The organism is Nocardioides plantarum (assembly GCF_006346395.1).
In the GTDB taxonomy this organism is placed as follows: Bacteria; Actinomycetota; Actinomycetes; order Propionibacteriales; family Nocardioidaceae; genus Nocardioides; species Nocardioides plantarum.
Window position 1 is genome coordinate 349,403 of sequence record NZ_VDMS01000004.1, and the last position, 18,205, is coordinate 367,607.

Annotated in this window: 14 protein-coding genes; 3 read left to right on the forward strand and 11 right to left on the reverse strand. The window is 73.0% G+C overall.

Features of this window, described 5'->3' with window-relative positions:
- Nucleotide 1 precedes the first annotated feature (1 nt).
- The 3 genes from FJQ56_RS17890 to FJQ56_RS17900 are packed head-to-tail and all read right to left on the reverse strand — an operon-like array spanning nt 2 to nt 4,964.
- The gene (locus FJQ56_RS17890; protein ID WP_140010944.1) at nt 2-1,384 is read right to left on the reverse strand and encodes an O-antigen ligase family protein; all 1,383 of its coding nucleotides are present in this window, start codon (nt 1,382-1,384) and stop codon (nt 2-4) included.
- Nucleotides 1,381-2,217 carry a polysaccharide deacetylase family protein gene (locus tag FJQ56_RS17895; protein ID WP_140010945.1) on the reverse strand — a complete coding sequence of 279 codons (837 nt, stop codon included), beginning with the start codon at nt 2,215-2,217 and terminating at the stop codon, nt 1,381-1,383. Before FJQ56_RS17895 ends, FJQ56_RS17890 begins: the two co-directional genes overlap by 4 nt.
- On the reverse strand, nt 2,214-4,964 hold the full coding sequence (locus tag FJQ56_RS17900) for an oligosaccharide flippase family protein (protein ID WP_170215455.1): 2,751 nt from the start codon (nt 4,962-4,964) through the stop codon (nt 2,214-2,216). The genes FJQ56_RS17895 and FJQ56_RS17900 overlap by 4 nt, the downstream gene beginning before the upstream one ends.
- A 289-nt stretch (nt 4,965-5,253) precedes the next feature.
- On the opposite strand from FJQ56_RS17900, the gene FJQ56_RS17905 reads away from it, so the two are divergent.
- Entirely contained in the window at nt 5,254-6,063 is an 810-nt protein-coding gene (locus FJQ56_RS17905; RefSeq protein WP_140010947.1) for a hypothetical protein, read from the forward strand.
- Between the two features lie 45 nt (nt 6,064-6,108).
- Here FJQ56_RS17905 and FJQ56_RS17910 read toward each other — a convergent pair whose 3' ends face one another.
- A complete protein-coding gene (locus FJQ56_RS17910) occupies nt 6,109-7,143 on the reverse strand; it encodes an ATP synthase subunit B family protein (protein ID WP_140010948.1) in 1,035 nt (344 codons plus the stop codon).
- 150 nt (nt 7,144-7,293) lie between these two features.
- Between FJQ56_RS17910 and FJQ56_RS17915 the strand changes: the two genes are divergently transcribed.
- The gene (locus FJQ56_RS17915) at nt 7,294-8,328 is read left to right on the forward strand and encodes a GNAT family N-acetyltransferase (RefSeq protein WP_140010949.1); all 1,035 of its coding nucleotides are present in this window, start codon (nt 7,294-7,296) and stop codon (nt 8,326-8,328) included.
- 1 nt (nt 8,329) lies between these two features.
- On the opposite strand, the gene FJQ56_RS17920 is transcribed toward FJQ56_RS17915, so the two are convergent.
- From FJQ56_RS17920 to FJQ56_RS17935, 4 genes are all read right to left on the reverse strand, one after another.
- Complete coding sequence (locus FJQ56_RS17920; protein ID WP_170215456.1) at nt 8,330-9,184, reverse strand: cupin domain-containing protein; 855 nt, start codon at nt 9,182-9,184, stop codon at nt 8,330-8,332.
- Nucleotides 9,185-9,254: 70 nt separating this feature from the next.
- On the reverse strand, nt 9,255-10,145 hold the full coding sequence (locus FJQ56_RS17925; protein ID WP_140010951.1) for a dioxygenase family protein: 891 nt from the start codon (nt 10,143-10,145) through the stop codon (nt 9,255-9,257).
- A 65-nt stretch (nt 10,146-10,210) separates the two neighbouring features.
- Entirely contained in the window at nt 10,211-12,034 is a 1,824-nt protein-coding gene (locus tag FJQ56_RS17930; RefSeq protein ID WP_140010952.1) for an AMP-dependent synthetase/ligase, read from the reverse strand.
- A gap of 135 nt (nt 12,035-12,169) precedes the next feature.
- Nucleotides 12,170-12,757: an MOSC domain-containing protein gene (locus FJQ56_RS17935; protein ID WP_211351150.1), complete on the reverse strand. Its 588-nt coding sequence runs from the start codon at nt 12,755-12,757 to the stop codon at nt 12,170-12,172.
- Nucleotides 12,758-12,795: 38 nt separating this feature from the next.
- Here FJQ56_RS17935 and FJQ56_RS17940 point away from each other — a divergent pair, with 38 nt between their 5' ends.
- Nucleotides 12,796-13,665 carry a hypothetical protein gene (locus tag FJQ56_RS17940; protein WP_140010953.1) on the forward strand — a complete coding sequence of 290 codons (870 nt, stop codon included), beginning with the start codon at nt 12,796-12,798 and terminating at the stop codon, nt 13,663-13,665.
- A 41-nt stretch (nt 13,666-13,706) separates the two neighbouring features.
- Here the strand turns inward: FJQ56_RS17940 and FJQ56_RS17945 are convergent, their stop codons facing one another.
- The 3 genes from FJQ56_RS17945 to FJQ56_RS17955 form a co-directional block, all read right to left on the reverse strand.
- The gene (locus FJQ56_RS17945) at nt 13,707-14,594 is read right to left on the reverse strand and encodes an aminoglycoside phosphotransferase family protein (RefSeq protein ID WP_140010954.1); all 888 of its coding nucleotides are present in this window, start codon (nt 14,592-14,594) and stop codon (nt 13,707-13,709) included.
- A gap of 3 nt (nt 14,595-14,597) precedes the next feature.
- On the reverse strand, nt 14,598-16,484 hold the full coding sequence (lepA, locus tag FJQ56_RS17950; protein WP_140010955.1) for a translation elongation factor 4: 1,887 nt from the start codon (nt 16,482-16,484) through the stop codon (nt 14,598-14,600).
- Between the two features lie 120 nt (nt 16,485-16,604).
- Nucleotides 16,605-18,185 carry an FMN-binding glutamate synthase family protein gene (locus FJQ56_RS17955; RefSeq protein WP_140010956.1) on the reverse strand — a complete coding sequence of 527 codons (1,581 nt, stop codon included), beginning with the start codon at nt 18,183-18,185 and terminating at the stop codon, nt 16,605-16,607.
- Between the last annotated feature and the right edge of the window lie 20 nt (nt 18,186-18,205).

Sequence of the window (18,205 nt, forward strand, 5' to 3'; positions counted from 1 at the left end):
CCTACCGCAGGACGGTGGCGGTCGAGGGGGGCGGTCGCTGGAGCGTGGCCGCGAGGGCCAGGACCAGCCAGATCGGCAGGACGTACTGCTCGGTCACGAAGGCGGATGCCACCGCCAGCCCGACCAGGGCCAGGAGGACCGCGCCGGCGAGCGCGTCACCACGCCGCTTGGCGCCCACCCACGCCGACAGCGCCCCGGTGGCCAGCAGGACGAACCAGGTCGCGAGGCCGACGAACCCCAGCTCCGAGGACACCTCGAGGTAGGTGTTGTGGGCGACGTCGAGGTCGTGCGAGATGTCGCGGGGCAGACGGTCCATGTAGTCCTGGTGGTAGAGCGAGAACGAGCCGGGGCCCATGCCGAGGACGGGGTTCTCCCGCGTCATGGACGTGGCGGCCTGCCAGAGGTCGAGGCGCTCGTCGACGTTCTGCTCGGCGACCACGGACTTGCGCTCCAGGCTCGTGCTGACCAGGTCGGGGACGGTCCCCGCGACGACGGCGGCGAGGGTTCCGGCGGCCACCAGGCCCACCGCGATCGTCCGCAGCGGGATCAGCCGCAGCACCGCACCGACGACCACCATCGCCACCGCACCGACCAGGGCACCCCGGGACAGCGTGAGCGCCGTGGTCACCACGAGCAGGCCGGCCGCCACGTCGTAGACCCACCGTCGCCGGGCCGAGCCACGCAGGACGAGCGCCAGCGGGATGGCGGCCAGGAGGAAGAACGCGAAGTCGTTGGGATCGCCGATCGGGCCGCCGGCCCGCCGGTCGTCCCCGGTCCAGAACTCCGCGACCGCGAAGCACGACGCCAGGGCGCAGGAGGCGACGTAGGCGCGGGCGACGACCTGGGGCGGGAGACCTGCCCGCATCGTGTCGACCAGGACGGCGAGAACGGCCAGGAAGCCCGCGTAGCGCAGGACCACGTCAGCGCCGGCAGCACCGTTGTTGTGCAGCACCGCCGAGGCCAGCAGGACCAGGGTGAACCCGCCGGCGACCACCAGCACCGGACTCCGCTCGCCGCGGTGCAGGGGTCGCCAGCCACGACGGACGACCCAGGAGCCGATGAGGACCACGGCCACCCCCTTGGTCGCCCAGGGGGTCACCACGGACAGGTAGTCCTCGAAGACCGCGGTGGTCACCACCAGCAGCGCCGCCCACTCCAGGCGCAGCAGCATGACCGCCGCCACGACCAGTGCGGCGAAGGCCAGCGCGGCCAACCGGGCGTCGTAGCCGAAGCCCAGCCCGGCGGCACCGGCCGTGGCCAGGGCCAGCAGGGCCGATCCCCGGGCTCGCGGCAGGGTCGGCGGCAGGGGCGCGTGCTCGAGGCGCCGCGGCGCCTCGGAGCCGTGGAGGACCGAGGTGGTCGTGCTGGTGCCGGCGGAGCTCACGAACGCCTCCCCCGCCTCGCCCGTACCGCGTCCAGCGGACGCAGGAAGGTGTAGGCGCCGTCGAGCACGAGGTCGAGGTCGATCGGGTCGTGGGGCACGAAGGCACGAGGCAGCGACAGCAGGGGGCTCCGCGGGGTCGCGACCCCCCGGTCGACGGTGATGCCGACGGTGTAGCCGGCCCGGCCGGCTGCGGCACGGACCCGCCGGTCCCACGCCCCGGCCGGGTAGGCGATGGAGCTCACCTGACGGCCGAGCAGGTCGCCGAGGACGTGGCGGGAGGAGACCAGCTCGCGCTCGAGCGCGTCCTGGTCGAGCTGCGTGAGCAACGGGTGGGTGCAGGTGTGCGAGCCGAGGTCGAGGCCGTCGGCGGCCGCCTTGGCCAGCTCGTCGGCGCTGCTGAGGCGCAGCCGACCGGCGGGGTCGTCGGCGGCGTGGTCGTCCCAGGCGAAGCGGAGCTCACGGTCGAGGCTGTCGGTGACCACGAACAGCGTCGCGGTCCAGCCCCGGTCCTGCAGCAGCGGCCAGGCCGTCTCGACGACGCTGGCGTAGCCGTCGTCGAAGGTGAGCGCGACGGCGTCCGGCGGGAGCGATCCGGCCCGCAGGCCCGCCAGGCCGTCCTCGAGCGAGAGCACGCGGCACCCCCTCGCGGCGAGGACGTCGAGGTGCGCGACGAAGTCGGGGACGCCGGTGGACAGCCCGTCGGAGGTCTCGCCGTCGACCCGGTGCCACCCGATCAGGGTCAGCGATCGCGACCCGTCCCGGTCGCGCAGCCAGCGCACGGTGCGGGCCACGGGGCGGGTACGACGGGCGAGGGACCGGGTGGTGCTCCTCATCGGGTCCCCCCCTTCAGGAGCTGGCCGAGTCCGACCACGCGGTCGCGGTCGAGCGCCGCGAGGGGCAGCGCGTAGGCGACGATCCCGACGACCGCGCCGAGCACGAGTGTCGCAGCGGACACGTCGACGTGCCGGGAGTTCAGCAGGATTCGCAGCCCCAGCATCGCCAGCGCCATCACGGCGGCGGCGACCGCGACCGGGCCGAGCTGGCGCGCCACGGCGTACGCCGAGAACCCGGTCACGACGCGGCGCAGCAGCCACAGGGCGAGCAGCGCCGCCAGCGTGGCGGCGACCAGCTGGCTGGCCCCGACCGCGACGATCCCCTGCCGGCTCACCAGCGCCAGGCCGACGACGAGGAAGACGAGGTGGGCCAGCCGAAGCCCCATCGCCACCCCGGTCCGGCCGGCGGCGCTCAGCGAGGTCTGGGCCAGGGTGCCGAACACCAGCATCCACGCGTAGCCCGCCAGCAGCGCGACGACCGGGACGCCGTCGGACCACTTCCGGCCCAGCAGCACCAGGTGGTCGGCGAGCATCGCGATCCCCAGGCACACGGGGGTCACGATCGTCACGGTCGCCGCCATCACCGTCGCGGAGGCCTCGGCCAACCGGGCACCGGTCAGCCGGCACAGGTAGGGGAACGCGGCGCCGCCGATCACCACCGCGATCATCAGGTAGGGCATGAACGCCAGTCGGAACGCCAGCGAGTACTGCCCCAGGGCCGCCGCGCCCAGCACGACCGACACGACGATGTAGTCGACGTTGAGCTGCACGAGCTGCAGCAGGTTGGCCCCGGCCAGCGGCCCCCCGTAGGACAGCAGTCCCTTGGCGTCGGCGGTGCTCCACCCCGGACGCACGGGCGGGTGGACGCACCAGGACAGCAGCAGGGTCGCGACGGCCTGCACGACCTGACCCACGACCAGGGCCATCACGCCGCTGCCACCGAGCGCCAGGCCGATCGCCACCACCGCACCGAGGACCGAGGCGGTCGTGTCGGGGATGATCCGCCGCAAGAAGGCCAGGCGACGGCGCAGGAGCTCGTTGGTCACGGCCGACACGGTGACGAAGGGCAGGGTCAGCACCAGCCCGCGGATCACCCGCGCACCGCCGTCCTCGGCCCCCATCGCGTCGGCGAGCCAGGGCGCCGTCGCCCAGATCAGGGACCCGAGCGCGACCCCGGTCACGATCGCGAGGGTGACCGCGGTCCGTGCCGCCCGCTGGACGTCACCGCGCCAGAACACCAGCGCGCTCGCCGTACCGAGGCTGGACAGGACGACGGAGACGTTGGCGACCAGGGTGCCGAGCGCCACGAGCCCGAGGGCCTGCGGAGCCAGGACCGCGGCCAGGATGAGCAGGACCACCGTCTGGGACGACTTGACCACGATGCCGTTGACCGCCAGCCAGAGCGCGCCGCGAGCGGTGCGGCCGGCCATGGTGCCGGTCGACCCGCCGGGGTCGGGCTCCTCGGCGGCGGCGGCGGTGACGACGGCGGGCGGATGCCGGACGTCGGCCACGGCTCGGGCGGCCTCGGCGACCAGGGCGCCACCGTCGCCCAGGGCCGACCGGTTGCGCAGCTGCAGGACGACGGCGGCCACGGCCAGCGCCAGCCGGTGGGGACGGTCCCAGGCGCTCCAGGCGCGGCCCCCGACCGGGCTCGCGTCGAGCAGCTCGGGCTCGTCGACGTGGCGCAGGACCTCGTGGACCCAGCGGTGGGCCTCGCCCCCGGCGGCCAGGGGGCCCACGAGCAGGCGGTCCAGGCCGGCCGGGGCGTCGGGCGAGGCGTTGTCCCAGTCGAGCGTGACCCCGGTGTCACCGTCCACGGCGACGTTGCCGGGCCACAGGTCGCCGTGGCACCACGCGGTGACCACCGCGTTCTCGGCCGCCTGCATCACGCCCGCCCACTCGGCGCGCAGGTCAGCCGACAGCTGGTCGGCGGTGTCGGCCCACGACCTCGCCCACCCCGGTGCGGTGGTGCCGGTCGGGTGGGCCTGGAGGATCTCGATGGTGTCCGCGGCGAGACGACGGCGTGTCTCGACGTCGCGGCGGCCGACGAGCGAGGGACGGTCCGCACCCACCCACCGGCTGGCGGTCCAGGCATGGCCCGCGGTGTGGCCCCGTGCCACGACCTGCGGCAGCACCGACAGCAGACCCGGCACCTCGCCGGCCACGACCGCCGCCAGGTCCGGGGGGTGGTCGAGGGCCCGCAGCCGGATCCGGACGGCGATGTCGCCCCCGCCGTCGTCGTGACGGACCCGCAGCACGGTCTGCCCCGCGGCGATCACCCCGACCAGCCGTCCCGGCCGTCCGGTCGCCGCGGCGAGGTCGGCCACCACCCGGTCGGCCAACGAGCGCGGGGGCGGCCCCGACAGCCCGGTGCGGATCTCGAGGTGGGGGGCTCCGCGGGGTCGCGACAGGCCGGCCCGCCGGCGCGCCCAGCCGACGAGGTCGGTGGCCGGGTGCACCGGCCACCCTGCGCGCCACAGCAGCTCGGGTCGATCGGTGTCGGGATAGACCGACCAGGGACCGCGCGACCCCAGGACCGCGAGCGTGCCGCCGGGTGCGAGCGCCCGGGCGGCGACCTCGACGTCGTGCCGTCGCTCGTCGACGACCACCAGGTCGGCGGTGCCGTCAGCGGGCCACCCGACCTCGGCGACCCGCGCAGCTGCGAGCATGGCGGACAGGACCGCCTCGGTGGCCGGGTCGGCACCCACCCAACAACGCCCGGGGTCGGCCGGCAGCAGGGCGCGCACGACCCCGTAACGGTCCCCCGAGGTCCAGTGGTGCACGGACGCAGGAGGAGATGTCGCGGCCGACGACGTCGGACCCAGGCCCCCCATGATCGTCGATCATGCCAGCAAGACACGAGCGCGACGACCGGCGCGGCTGCCCCACCACCTGCCCTGTCGCCTGCCTCGTCGTCGTCGTTCGTCGCGGAACGCGGGACCGACGCGGGGCGGACGGTAGGATCAGGCCCTGCGCGCCCTGAGGCAGGCACCCTCTGTCACCGCCCGGGTCGCGCTGCTGATGGGGGGCTCGACCATGGGGATCACCAGGCTGCGCTGGGGGCTGCTCGCGCTCGCCCTGCTGCTGCTGACGTCCGGATGTGCCCAGCTGGGCGCCCAGATGGACGGCGCCGAGCAGGACGGCGCGGGGTCCTCCGCCTCGGTCGACACCCACGTGCTCGAGACCGTCGAGTGGGGTCAGGTCAACGGGCTGCTGTCGGTCCTGGTCCGCAACACCACCGACCGGGTGCTGCGTCACGCCGACGCCGTCATCAGCGTCAAGGGCAGGGACGGCACCGCGCTCGGCTCCACCGCCGCGAGCACCATCGAGGGCCGCTGCTGCACCGCGATCGAGGTCGCCCCGGGCGCCTCGTTCGGGTTCTACTTCTACCTCGACGACGCCGCCTCGGTCGGGCAGGTCGACGTGACCTACAAGAACGTCCTGTGGGCCGCAGCCGGTCGGACCCGGTCCAGCCAGACCAGCATCGCCCCGCTGCGGCTGCAGGACAACGCGGCCGGCACGTTGCTGGTGGCCGACGTCACCACCAAGGGAGACCCGATCGACGCCGCCGTCGTCCAGGCCCTGATCGATGGTCCCGACGGCAAGTTCCTCGCGGTCATCTCCGGGACGTGGTTCTGCTTCGCGCCGGGCGCGGTGCCCGACCGGATCAAGATGCAGCTCTACACGAAGGTGCCTCGCGGAAGCACCGTGAGGTCGGTGACGGCGTTCCCGCTGCCGGACAAGGACGCGGCCGCCGAGAGCGCTGGCCGTGCCAACCTTCAGGGGTCGTGCGACCCCCAGGGCGATGACTCCGGTCGGGCCGCCGAGCCGGACGCCAGCTCGTAGGACCGGCCGACGTGGGCGCCCGGGGGCATCCGACGCGCTGGCGACCTACATCGGCGGTGACCGGAACAGCCACCCGAGCGGTCGCGCGGCGTCGTCGTAGGGCCTCTGGTCCTCGTCGCGCTCGCGGTCGATCGTGATGGTGTCGGCGTCACCGGCCCCGTCGACCGTCGTGGCCGCGTCGTCGTCCGTCGACTGCGCGGTGGCGTCGGTGCGGGCCCGGACGAGCGTGGCACCCAGCGAGGAGGACGCCGCGAAGGAGGCGGCGTGGTCGAAGGCGTCCAGGTCGTCGCGGGAGTCGGTGTCGTCGGCGGCGGCATCGGCGTCGGCGTCGGCGTCAGCGGCGCGGTCCCGGCCGTCCGCGTCGACCCGGCCGTCACCGGGGGCGGACGACTCGGCCGCGTCGGTCCGGTCATCGTCGTCCGGCGCCGCGGAGCCGTGATCGGCGTCGTCCTCGGCGTCGAGAGGCGGGGTCGTGACCAGCGTCATCCGCGCCGGGGGCGTCGAGGGCGCAGCCGCGTCCCCACGGGCGCCGAGATCGTGGACGGGGCGACCGGTGTCGACCGGGTCGCCCGTGGTCTCGACGAACAACGACGGCAACCGGGTGGTCTCCTCGAGGGCGTCCACCGCATCGTCCAGGGCGGCGCGCAGGGCGGCGAGCCGGATGTCGACCTCCGCGCGGCGGGTCTCGAGTGCCTCGCGCGCGGCCGTGACCTCACCGCGGATGCTGTCCTGCGCATCGCGACGGGCCCAGGCGTCGAACTCGGCGGCGTCGGCGTGAGCATCGGCGAGCACCTGCTCGGCGTCCTCACGCGCGCGCGCCACGATCCCGAGGGCCTGCTCACGGGCCTGCTGCACGATCTGCTGGGCCTCGGACGCGGCCTCCTCGGCCAGGGTCGCCGCGGCGGCGCGCGCCTGGTCGAGCACCTGCGTCGCCTCGGAGAGTGCGATCGAGCGCCGCTCGCCGGCCTCGGCCAGCGCACGCTCGGCCTCCTGCCGCATGGCGAGGGCCTCGTGCAGGACGTCGGCTCCCACCTCCCCCGCGCGCAGGGCTGACTTGCTGATCATCGGCTTGTCGGGCATGACACCTCTAGCTAGAGCGGAACTGGTGGCCGCGGGCTCCGAGCTGGCCTCGTCGTCGTATCCGGTCAACCGTACCCGGCAGGACCCGGCCGCAATCCCCGCGCGAGGAGGCTTCTTCGACGGCCCCTCGGCGCGCCGTACTCTGCACGCGTGACGAGTCCCCCACCGAACGACGCCACCTGGCGAGAGCTGACGTCGTGGGGGGTCCACGGGCCCGACTGGGACTCCCTGGTGGGATCGGCCGAGCGGCCCATCCCCTTCCTGCGGCGGTGGTGGCTCGATGCCAGCGCCTCCCCGCGGCGGCGCTACCTGCTGGTCACCCGGGGCTCGCAGCTCGTCGGCGGGGCCGCGCTCGACGTCGACCGGGTCGGGGGGATACGGCGGGTCCGCTTCGCCGGCCAGGGGGTCCTGTGTCCCGACCACCTCGACCTGCTCGCGCGCCCCGGTCACGAGGGCGCCGTGGCCGACGCGTTCGCGTCCTGGCTGCAGCGACTGGGGCCGTGCGTCCTCGACCTCGACGGCCTGGTGCCCGCGTCGCTGGTGTCGCGGGCCGTGGGGGTGGAGTCCCGGCGCACCGAGACGGCGCCGTACGGCGTGCTCCCGGGCTCGGGTCAGCAGTGGATGGCCGAGCGGTCGTCGTCGTTCCGTCGCTCCGTACGACGCTCGACGAAGGCCCTGGCCGAGACCGGGCTCCGGGCCGAGCGGGTCGGCCCCGACGGTGTCGCTCGCGCGCTCGACGACTTCGAGGCGCTGCACGCCACCCGTCCCGGGCGCCAGGACCTGCTGGCCGAGATGGGCACGTTGCGGGCCGCCCTGCACGCCGGCCTGCAGCACGACGAGGTCTGGGTGCACCGGTTGGGCGACGACGACGTGACGGTCGCCGTCAGCATCGCCTTCGTGCTCGGCGACCGCATCTCGCTCTACCAGGTCGCGCGCTCGACCGACCCCGACCACGACGGCGCCGGGACCGCCCTGCTCGCACACGTCATCGCGGCGGCGGCCGACGCTGGTGTCGGCAGTGCCGACCTGCTGCGCGGCGGCGAGGACTACAAGTCGTCGTTCGTCGCCTCGGCACACGAGGTGCACCGGATCCGAGCCGGTCGGGGCCGGTCGGGGCGCGCCGCCGTCGCGGCGGTCGAGGTCGCCGCCCGGAGCCGACGCCGGCTACGGGCCCGTCTCGGGTAGGTCAGGCGGGGGTACGGCGGACGCGTGCGCGTGCGGCGGTGGCCCCGCGCATCACGGCGGCCTTGGCCCGGTCGGCGCGAGGGCGGGTGCCGTAGGGCGGCGGGGCGAGGCGCAGCCGGCGCAGGTGGTGGTTGAGCACCTGCACCGCGGCCTCGTCGCTGTTGTCGCGGGTGAAGAAGGCGACGGTCATCGACAGCGAGGGCGCCCCGTGGTTGGTGATCCAGTGGGGGGTGAACGGCGGGATGTAGACGCCCACGCCCGAGGAGAGCTCCTCGGCGCGCGTCTGCTCGGGCATCGTGTCGAGCCGGCCGTAGACGCCCTCCCAGTAGCGCTTGACCTCGACCTCGCGGTGAGCGTCGTCGTCGAAGCGCCCCAGACCGAGGGTGCGGGTGCCGCGCAGCTGCATGCACAGGCTCTGCTCGATGTCGAAGTGTGCCGAGGTGACGGCACCGGGCGAGCTGGCGAACAGGAAGCCAGCGCGCCGGGTGATGCTCTCGGGGTCGATGCCGCCGGAGAGGGCGACCTCGCGCACGACGGTGTCGACGAGCTCGCTGTAGTCGGGCAGCTGCTCGATGTTGAGCAGGTTAAACCAGGCGTCGTTGCTCTCCAGGTCGCGGATCTGCTCGGCGACGACCTTGCGGTCCAGCCGCCGGGTGCTGTCGGTCTGGCTGTGCACCAGCGGCTTGGCCGCGAGCTCGGCGGTCACCGAGTCGTCCGGCAGCCGGGTCGCCAGCTCGGCGATGGCCTCCAGGGAGAGCAGAGGATGGTCTGCCAGGCCGTGCCGGAACGCCTGCGGCTCACGCCGACCCAGCCGGGTGGCGAAGTCGGGGGCCATCTGCGGCCAAGTGGTCGCCATGTCCTGCTCCTCTGTGATCGGGGACCGAGGCGCGTCCAGACCACCCCCCGGTACGTCAAGCGTATCCGGATCAGACCGGAACATTCAGGTGGAACGAATATCCGTCGGTCGCCGAGCCCGTCACCGTGGGGAGCTGCAGGGAGTACCCGTCGGAGAACACGTTGTCGGTGCCGAGGCTCACGCCGGCGAACGTGGCGGCGCTGGCGTCGTAGCCGTCGGCCACGCCGTAGACCTCGCGGCACGTGGCCTCCGGGATCGCGAGCTGCGAGGTACGCAGCTTGTTCTCCGCGGCGGTCGCGACGTCCAGGCTCGGGTAGACCTCGAAGTGCATGTGCGGCCAGCGGCCGGCGTAGCAGCCCGGGAAGACGGTGGTGAACTCGACGACCCCCGAGCCGTCGCTGACCTGGACGCCGCGCAGGTAGTTCTCGGCGACGACCTCGTCGTCGTACATCGAGTAGTGGCCGTCGCGGTCGCAGTGCCACAGGTAGACCGCCGCCCCGCTGAGGACGGTGGCGTCGTCACCCTGGAGGTCGTAGACCTTCATCCGCACCGTGACGGGGACGCCCTCGGCGACACCACGACCGGTGCCGAAGCTGCTGGTCAGGTCGCTGCGCACGACGCCGGACTCGCCCAGCACGTCGGGGCCGTTGGAGCCGTCGCCCGGGTAGGGGCCGGCGGTCTCCTCGGGGATCTCGCCCGCGGCGACCTCGACCCCGCTGCCCGTGCCGTCGGGCGGGGCCCCGCCCGGACCGCCCGAGGGCCCGGCGGACGACGTCGGGTCGCTGGCCGTGCCGGCGTCGTCGGTGGAGCACCCGACGATCGCGACGGCACCGAGGCCGCCGACGAGGCCCAGGAGGCCCCGGCGCCCGAAGGAGCGCCGCTGCTCGGCCAGCCGGGCCAGGTCGTGGGTCAGGCCGAGGTCGTGCTCCTCGACGTCGTCGGATCGGTGCTGGTTGCTCATGAGGCCAGCATCGGCGCCCGACCTGGGTGCCCGCTGTGCGCGACCGGTGCGGACGCCGTACGACGTCAGCTGCCGTAGAAGCTCTCGATGAGCTGCTTGTTGTTGGCCTCGACCACGTTGCGCTTGACCTTGAGCGAGGGGGTCAGCTCACCGGACTCGATGGACAGGTCGTCGCCGAGGATCTCCCACCGCTTGATGGTCTCCCAGCGGTTGAGCTTGGCGTTGAGCTGCTCGATGTAGTCGGCGACGAGGGCCTTGACCGGCTCGGAGGCCACGACCTCGTTGTAGGACTTGCCGGCCATGCCGTTCTCGTCGGCCCAGCCGGCCATGGCGTCGGGGTCGAGGGTGACCAGGGCGACCACGAAGTTGCGGTCGTTGCCGAAGACCATGAACTGGCTGGCGTAGGGGCAGATCGTCTTGAACTTGGCCTCGATGGCCGAGGGGGCGATGTACTTGCCGCCCGAGGTCTTGAACAGGTCCTTGATCCGGCCGGTGATGGTCAGGAAGCCCTCACTGTCGAGGGAGCCCTTGTCGCCGGTGTGGAGCCAGCCGTCCTGGTCGAGCGCCTTGGCGGTCTCCTCGGCGTTGTTGTGGTAGCCGGCCATGATGTGCGGGCCGCGCAGGAGCACCTCGTCGCCGTCGCCGATGCGCACCTCGCTGCCGGGCAGGGCCTGGCCGACGGTGCCCATCTTGTAGGCGTCGGGGTGGTTGACCGTGGCGCCGGCGGCGTTCTCGGTCATGCCGTAGCCCTCGAGGATGAGGATGCCGGCGGCGTGGAACCACTGGGCGATCTCGGCGTTGAGCGCCGCCGAGCCCGAGATGAAGAACCGGACCCGACCGCCGAACCGGTCACGCACCTTGCTGAAGACCAGCCGGTCGAACAGGGCGTGCTGGACCTTGAGCGGGAGCGGCACCGAGGCGCCGGTGCGCTTCAGCTCGTCGACCTTGGCGCCGACGGCGAAGGCCCGGTTGAAGATCTTCTCCTTCAGGCCGCCCTCGCTCGCCGTCATGGTGACGATGCGGCCGTAGGCCTTCTCGAAGATGCGCGGTGCTGCGCCCATGAAGGTGGGCTTCACGATGCCGAGGTTGTCGACGATCTTGTCGACCCGGCCGTCGATGGCGGTGGCGAAGCCGCACGCCAGCTGGGTGGAGAGCAGCACCTTGCCGAACGAGTGGGCCATGGGCAGCCAGAGGAACTGCAGGTCGCTCTCGTCGAGGATGTGCTGGGCCTTGATCGCGGCGCCCTCGTAGACCCAGGCGCGGTGGGTCAGGCGCACGCCCTTGGGACGCCCGGTCGTGCCGGAGGTGTAGATGAGGGTCGCGAGCTGGTCGGCCGGGATCTTCTCCGCGGTCTGCTCGATCACGCCGGGGTGCTCGGCGAGGTAGGCGTCGCCGAGCTCGGCGAGCGCGTCGAGGGTGATCACCCGGTCACCGTCGGCCGCGCCGTCGAACGTGATCACCTTGACCAGCCCACCCAGCTCGGACTCCTGCTCACGCAGCTTGGCGAGCTGGCTGTCGTCCTCGGCGAAGACGAACCGCGACTCGGAGTCGCTCAGGATGTAGCCCGTGTCGTCGGCGTTGGTGCTGGGGTAGACCGTGGTGGTGGCGCCACCGGCGCACATCACCGCCAGGTCGGCGAGGATCCACTCGTAGCGGGTCCCGGACGCGATGCCGACCCGCTGCTCGGACTCGAGGCCCAGCGACAGCAGGCCCGCTGCCAGGCGCGACACCAGGTCGCCTGCCTGCTGCCAGGTGACGGACTCCCACGACTCCCCCCGCGGGAAGCGGAACGCCTCGGCTCCGGGTGAGGCCCGGACGCGGTCCAGGAACTGGACCGCGACGTTCGGCGCGAGGTGGTCGACGAACGAGGAATCGTGGTTGACGGGCATGTCTAACTCCGGGTGACGGCCGAGACGGGTGGGGTTTCTGGTGAGTAACCTAGATCACTCCGCCAGCAGGGGGCCAGCACGGGGCCAGCGCCCCGCCAGCCCGCGGCCGCAACCTCGTGGGCGCGTCCTGACAGGTCAACCCCGGGTGGGTGGCGCGAACACCTCGCCGAACCACGACGCCACCGTCACGTCGGTGCCCGGGCGGTGCACCACCTCGATCGGGTCGCCCACGCGCACCGTGCCGGGCACGACGACCCGCAGGTAGGCGCCCGGGCGGAGGTCCTGGGCGAACCGTCGGACCCACGCGCGGTCGTCGTACCCGTTGCGCGCGAGCCAGGCCTTGAAGGTCTGGCACGGGGTGCGGAACATCGTCACCTCGACGACGGCGTGGTCGCCGACGGGGTCGCCGATCCGCCACCGCTCCCCGATCTCGGCGCCGTTGACGTCGAGGCCCTCGGTCGTGAGGTTCTCGCCGAACATGCCGTCGGGGACGGGCAGCCCGAACGCCTCGGCCCAGCGGTCGAGGTCCTCGCGGGCGAAGGCGTAGGCCGCCTTGGCGGGCCCGCCGTGGTGCCGGTGGTTGGAGACCTCGTCGCCGTCGAGGCCCAGCGGGCCGAGCGCGACCGGCCCCGCCACCGCGGTCTTGTCGATCGAGGTACGACCGATCGCGGTCCACGTCGCCGGGCGGGGGCGACCCACGTTGACCGACACGACCACCGACACGGCACCAGCCTCCCCTCGAGATGACTAGTGTGACGCCTGTGGACTCGGGCCGGGGCAGCGAGGCGCTGGCCGCAGCCCGCGCCGCGGCCAAGGCCCGCCGCGAGGAGGCGCGCGAGCTGGCCGACCAGGCCCGCAAGGAGACGTTCGAGCCGGAGCCCGAGCCGGAGGTCGAGCCCGAGCCTGACGCGGAGCCCGAGCCTGACGCGGCGCCGCCCGTCGGGTCGCAGCCCACGCAACCGACGCAGCCCGCTCAGCCCACCCACCCCACCCAGCCCACACGGCCCACGCAGCCCGATCCGGCTCAGCGCCCCCCGACCCGCGCCGGGCAGGCACCCACCCCGCGGCGGGAGGCTGGCGAGCACCCCGGTCCGCGCCCCGACCTCGACCCGGGGAGGCCGTTCGACCCCGGCCAGGTCCGGGCCCGCCGGACCCCCGGCCCGCGCCCGCCCGTCGCTCCGCGCGAGCCTGACCCCGCCACCGCCGTACCCGCCGTACCCGACCCGTTCTTCGGGCGGGGCGTGCCGTCGCCGTCGCCGTCGCCGTCGACGAGCGGACCCCGCCCGGCACGCGTGCCCCGGTCACCCCACAGCGGCGCGCCCGCGTGGTACCCACCCCTGGTCGGGGTCTGGGCGGCGGCCTTCGTCGTGGTCACCACCCTCGACGCCGAGCGGGTCCGCGTGTCCGCCGCGGCGGTCCTGCTGCTGCTGCTCGTCGCCTTCTTCGCCACCCTTCGCGCCCCGGCGCGCACTCCCCCGACGCTCGCGCCCGCCTCGGCGTACGCCGTCGCGGTGGTCGGCTGCGCGGTGGCGGCGTGGTTCGTGGCCCGCGAGGTGCACCCCGCGGTCGGCGCCGGTCTCGCGGCGGTGCTGATGACCGGGCTGGTCGCGGCGTACGAGCGGCAGGCCTAGCCGGGGCATGTCACCCCGGGGCCCGCTCGGGCCGAGCCGGCTCAGTCCTGGACGGCCTTGGCGAGCGTGACGCAGCGGGTGATCCAGTCGGCGTCGGGCTCGCGCTCCTCCAAGGACCACAGCACGTTGGTCAGCATCCGTACGACGACCCAGTCGCGGGCCCGGTCCTCGTCGAGACCCGCGGCATCGACGACGGCGTGGAAGCGCCGCCGCACCCCGTCGCGGTAGTCCCCCTCGAGCTCGTCCCAGCGGTTCCACAGCAGCGGCGCGACCTCGTAGTGGGGGTCGCCGCTGAGCGGCTTGGGGTCGATGGCCAGCCACGGCTCGCGGTCGGCGGCCAGGACGTTCGCGTAGTGCAGGTCGGTGTGGATCATCGTGCCGTCGGTGGCCTCGTCGGAGGCGAGCGCGCGGCCGAGGGACACCGCCTGCTCGACCAGGCGGTGCGGCACCGGCGCGTCACGGGGCAGGCCGGCGAGGCGGTCGACCCACTCCCCGACGTACGACGACAGGCGGCGCAGCTGGGGCGGCGCGGGCACGTGGAGGCGGCGGTACAGACCGGCGACCGTCTCGCACGCCTCGACGTCCCAGGCGTCGGTAAGGTCGGTGGTGCTCAGCCGCTCGAGCAGCATCAGCGACCGGCGCGGATCGGCCCGCAGCAGCGTGACCGCGCCGCGTCCGTGCCAGTACTGGAGCGCCACGTGCTCGTGCTCGGCCTCCTCGTGGGGGAACCCGATCTTGAGGGCCGCCGGCGTGCCCTCGACGGTGCGGACCATCAGCACGACCGCCGCGACGCCGTGCCGCTGCTCGCCGTCCTCGACGAGCTCCCACTCCTCGAGGACGTCGCGCGCCAGCCGGGGCAGGGCCGCCACCCAGGGCTGCCAGCGCCCGCGCGGGTCGTCGTACGTCGTCCAGCCGGGTGGGACGTGCACCCGCTACTTCTTGCCCTTCTCGGACGCCGACCCCGCGCCGTCGTTGGAGAGCGCCGCGACGAAGGCCTCCTGGGGGACCTCGACGCGACCGACCATCTTCATCCGCTTCTTGCCCTCCTTCTGCTTCTCCAGCAGCTTGCGCTTGCGGGTGATGTCGCCGCCGTAGCACTTGGCGAGCACGTCCTTGCGGATCGCGCGGATGTTCTCCCGGGCGATGATGCGGGCGCCGATGGCGGCCTGGATCGGCACCTCGAACTGCTGGCGCGGGATGAGGTCCTTGAGCTTGCTGGCCATCATCACGCCGTAGCCGTAGGCGGCGTCCTTGTGGACGATCGCGCTGAACGCGTCGACGGGCTCGCCCTGGAGGAGGATGTCGACCTTGACCAGGTCGGCGGCCTGCTCGCCGGACCGCTCGTAGTCGAGCGAGGCGTAGCCCTTGGTGCGCGACTTGAGCTGGTCGAAGAAGTCGAAGACGATCTCGCCCATCGGCAGCGTGTAGCGCATCTCGACCCGGTCCTCGGACAGGTAGTCCATCCCGCCGAGGATGCCCCGCTTGGTCTGGCAGAGCTCCATGATCGTGCCGATGTAGTCGCTCGGGCTGAGGATCGTGGCCTTGACGACGGGCTCGCGGACCTCGTCGATCTTCATCTCGGGGAACTCGCTGGGGTTGGTCACCTCGACCGAGGTGCCGTCCTCGAGGATCACCTCGTAGACCACGTTGGGCGCGGTCGAGATCAGGTCGAGGTCGAACTCGCGCTCGAGCCGCTCGCGGGTGATCTCCATGTGGAGCAGGCCCAGGAAGCCGACCCGGAAGCCGAACCCGAGGGCGCCGGAGGTCTCCGGCTCGTAGACCAGCGCCGCGTCGTTGAGCTGCAGCTTCTCGAGGGCCTCGCGCAGGTCGCCGTACTGGTCGCCGTCGATGGGGTAGAGCCCGGCGTAGACCATCGGGTTGGGGTGCTTGTAGCCGCCGAGCGCCTCGGTCGCACCGTGGTGCTGGGTGGTGACCGTGTCACCGACCCGCGACTGACGGACGTCCTTGACGCCGGTGATGAGGTAGCCGACCTCGCCGACGCCCAGGTCGGTGGACTTCACCGGCTCGGGGCTGATCACGCCGACCTCGAGCATCTCGTGCACGACGCCGTTGGACATCATCTTGATCCGGTCGCGGTGGCTGAGCTTGCCGTCGACGACGCGGACGTAGGTGACCACGCCGCGGTAGGTGTCGTAGACGGAGTCGAAGATCAGGGCGCGGGCCGGCTTGTCGGGGTCGCCGACCGGCGGCGGCGTCTCGGCCACGATGTGGTTGAGCAGCTCGGCGACGCCCAGGCCCGTCTTGGCGCTCACGCGCAGCACGTCGTCGGGGTCGCAGCCCACGAGGCCGGCGATCTCGGCGGCGAACTTGTCGGGGTTGGCGCTCGGCAGGTCGATCTTGTTGAGCACCGGGATGATGTGGAGGTCGGCGCCCATCGCGAGGTAGAGGTTGGCCAGCGTCTGGGCCTCGATGCCCTGCGCGGCGTCGACCAGCAGCACGGCGGCCTCGCACGCCTCGAGCGAGCGCGACACCTCGTAGGTGAAGTCGACGTGGCCCGGGGTGTCGATCATGTTGAGCACGTAGGTGCCGGGCTCGGCGCTCTCGTGGTTGTCGGCCGGCACCGTCCACGGCATCCGCACGGCCTGGCTCTTGATCGTGATGCCGCGCTCGCGCTCGATGTCCATCCGGTCGAGGTACTGCGCGCGCGCCGCCCGGGCGTCGACGACGCCGGTCAGCTGCAGCATCCGGTCGGCCAGCGTCGACTTGCCGTGGTCGATGTGGGCGATGATGCAGAAGTTGCGGATGATCGCCGGGTCGGTGTGACCGGGCTGCGGTGCGGCGGCGGCAGGCGAAGGCATGATGCCCCCCATTCTTCCAGGCTTCGCGCGAGCCGACATATTCGCTGACCCGTCGCCCGTGGGCGACGGGTCGATCCGATATCAGCGCTGACCCGTCGCCCATGGGCGACGGGTCAGCGTTCAGGGGGTGAACCGGTCGGGGTCGGCGAGGTCCCAGTCGGCGCGCCAGGCCTCCGGCGCGTCGGTGAGCAGCTGCCCGGGCGCGAGGTAGTCGAAGAGCTCGGCGTACGACGCGATGGTGCCGTGGTCGATCCGGCGGCGGAGCATCCGCGGCTCGAGGTCGTCGAAGGACCGCAGCCCCATCGAGGCGACCAGCTCGGTGGCAGCGGCGACCACCTCGCGCTGGTAGCTGGTCACCCGCTGCGACTTGGTCGGTACGTCGAGGGCGCGCACGCGCTTGGGGTCCTGGGTCGCGACACCGACGGGACAGGTGTTGGTGTGGCAGGTCTGGGCCTGGATGCAGCCGATCGCCATCATCATCGAGCGCGCGGCGTTGGTGAAGTCGGCGCCCTGGATGATCCGCTTGACGACGTCGACGCCGGTGGCGACCTTGCCGGAGGCCCCGACCTTGACCCGGTCGCGCAGCCCCGCGCCGACCAGCGCGTTGTGCACCGTCATCAGGGCCTCCGTGAGCGGCATCCCGACGTGGTCGGAGTACTCCATCGGGGCCGCGCCGGTGCCGCCCTCGGCACCGTCGACCACGATGAAGTCGGGGGTGATCCGCTCCTCGACCATCGCCTTGCAGATCGCGAGCAGGTCGACCCGCGAGCCGAGGCAGAGCTTGAAGCCGACCGGCTTGCCGTCGGCGAGCTCGCGGAGCCGGGCCACGAAGCGCACCAGCTCGCGCGGGGTCGAGAACTCCCGGTGGTAGGCCGGGGAGACGACGGTCCGCCCGATCGGCACGCCGCGGGTCTCGGCGATCTCGGCGTCGACCTTCGCGCCCGGCAGGACCCCGCCCAGGCCGGGCTTGGCCCCCTGGCTGAGCTTGAGGTTGATCATCTTGACCTGGGGGTCGGCCGCCTTGGCGGCGAACGTGGCCGCGTCGAAGCCGCCGTCCGGCGTACGGCAGCCGAAGTAGCCCGAGCCGATCTCCCAGACCAGGTCGCCGCCGTGGCGGTGGTGGGGGCTGATGGCGCCCTCGCCGGTGTCGTGGGCGAACCCACCGGCCGCGGCGCCCTGGTTGAGCGCCTGGATCGCGTGGCCGCTCAGCGAGCCGAAGCTCATCGCGCTGACGTTGAGCAGCGCCATGTCGTAGGGCCGGGTGCAGTCGGGGCCGCCGATGCGCACCCGCGGCGGCTCCGGCATCGGGTCGACGGGACGGCTGGAGTGGACGAGGTACTCGTAGCCGACGGCGTACAGGTCGCGCTCGGTGCCGAACGGCTGCGCCTCTTGCTCGCCCTTGGCGCGCTGGTAGATCGAGGAGCGGGTGTTGCGGTCGTAGGGGCGGCCGTCGAAGTTGCGCTCGATGAAGTACTGCTGCAGCTCGGGCCGGATCCCCTCCATGAGGAACCGCATGTGCCCGATCACCGGGTAGTTGCGCAGGATCGCGTGCTGCCGCTGCACCAGGTCGTGGACGCCGACCAGGAGCAGGGCGACCGCGACGGCCAGCACCAGGAACCACCCGGGACCGCCGAGGGTCGCCGCCAGGGTCGCGATCGCGCCGAGGAACACCAGGACACCCAGCACGTAGAACCTCAGCACGTGCGCTGTTCTACCAGCGC

Coding starts and splice junctions, on each gene's coding strand:
- FJQ56_RS17895 (WP_140010945.1), bottom strand. CDS start 2,217: ATGAGGAGCACCACCCGGTCCCTCGCCCGTCGTACCCGCCCCGTGGCC.
- FJQ56_RS17905 (WP_140010947.1), top strand. CDS start 5,254: ATGGGGATCACCAGGCTGCGCTGGGGGCTGCTCGCGCTCGCCCTGCTG.
- FJQ56_RS17910 (WP_140010948.1), bottom strand. CDS start 7,143: ATGCCCGACAAGCCGATGATCAGCAAGTCAGCCCTGCGCGCGGGGGAG.
- FJQ56_RS17920 (WP_170215456.1), bottom strand. CDS start 9,184: ATGGCGACCACTTGGCCGCAGATGGCCCCCGACTTCGCCACCCGGCTG.
- FJQ56_RS17925 (WP_140010951.1), bottom strand. CDS start 10,145: ATGAGCAACCAGCACCGATCCGACGACGTCGAGGAGCACGACCTCGGC.
- FJQ56_RS17930 (WP_140010952.1), bottom strand. CDS start 12,034: ATGCCCGTCAACCACGATTCCTCGTTCGTCGACCACCTCGCGCCGAAC.
- lepA (WP_140010955.1), bottom strand. CDS start 16,484: ATGCCTTCGCCTGCCGCCGCCGCACCGCAGCCCGGTCACACCGACCCG.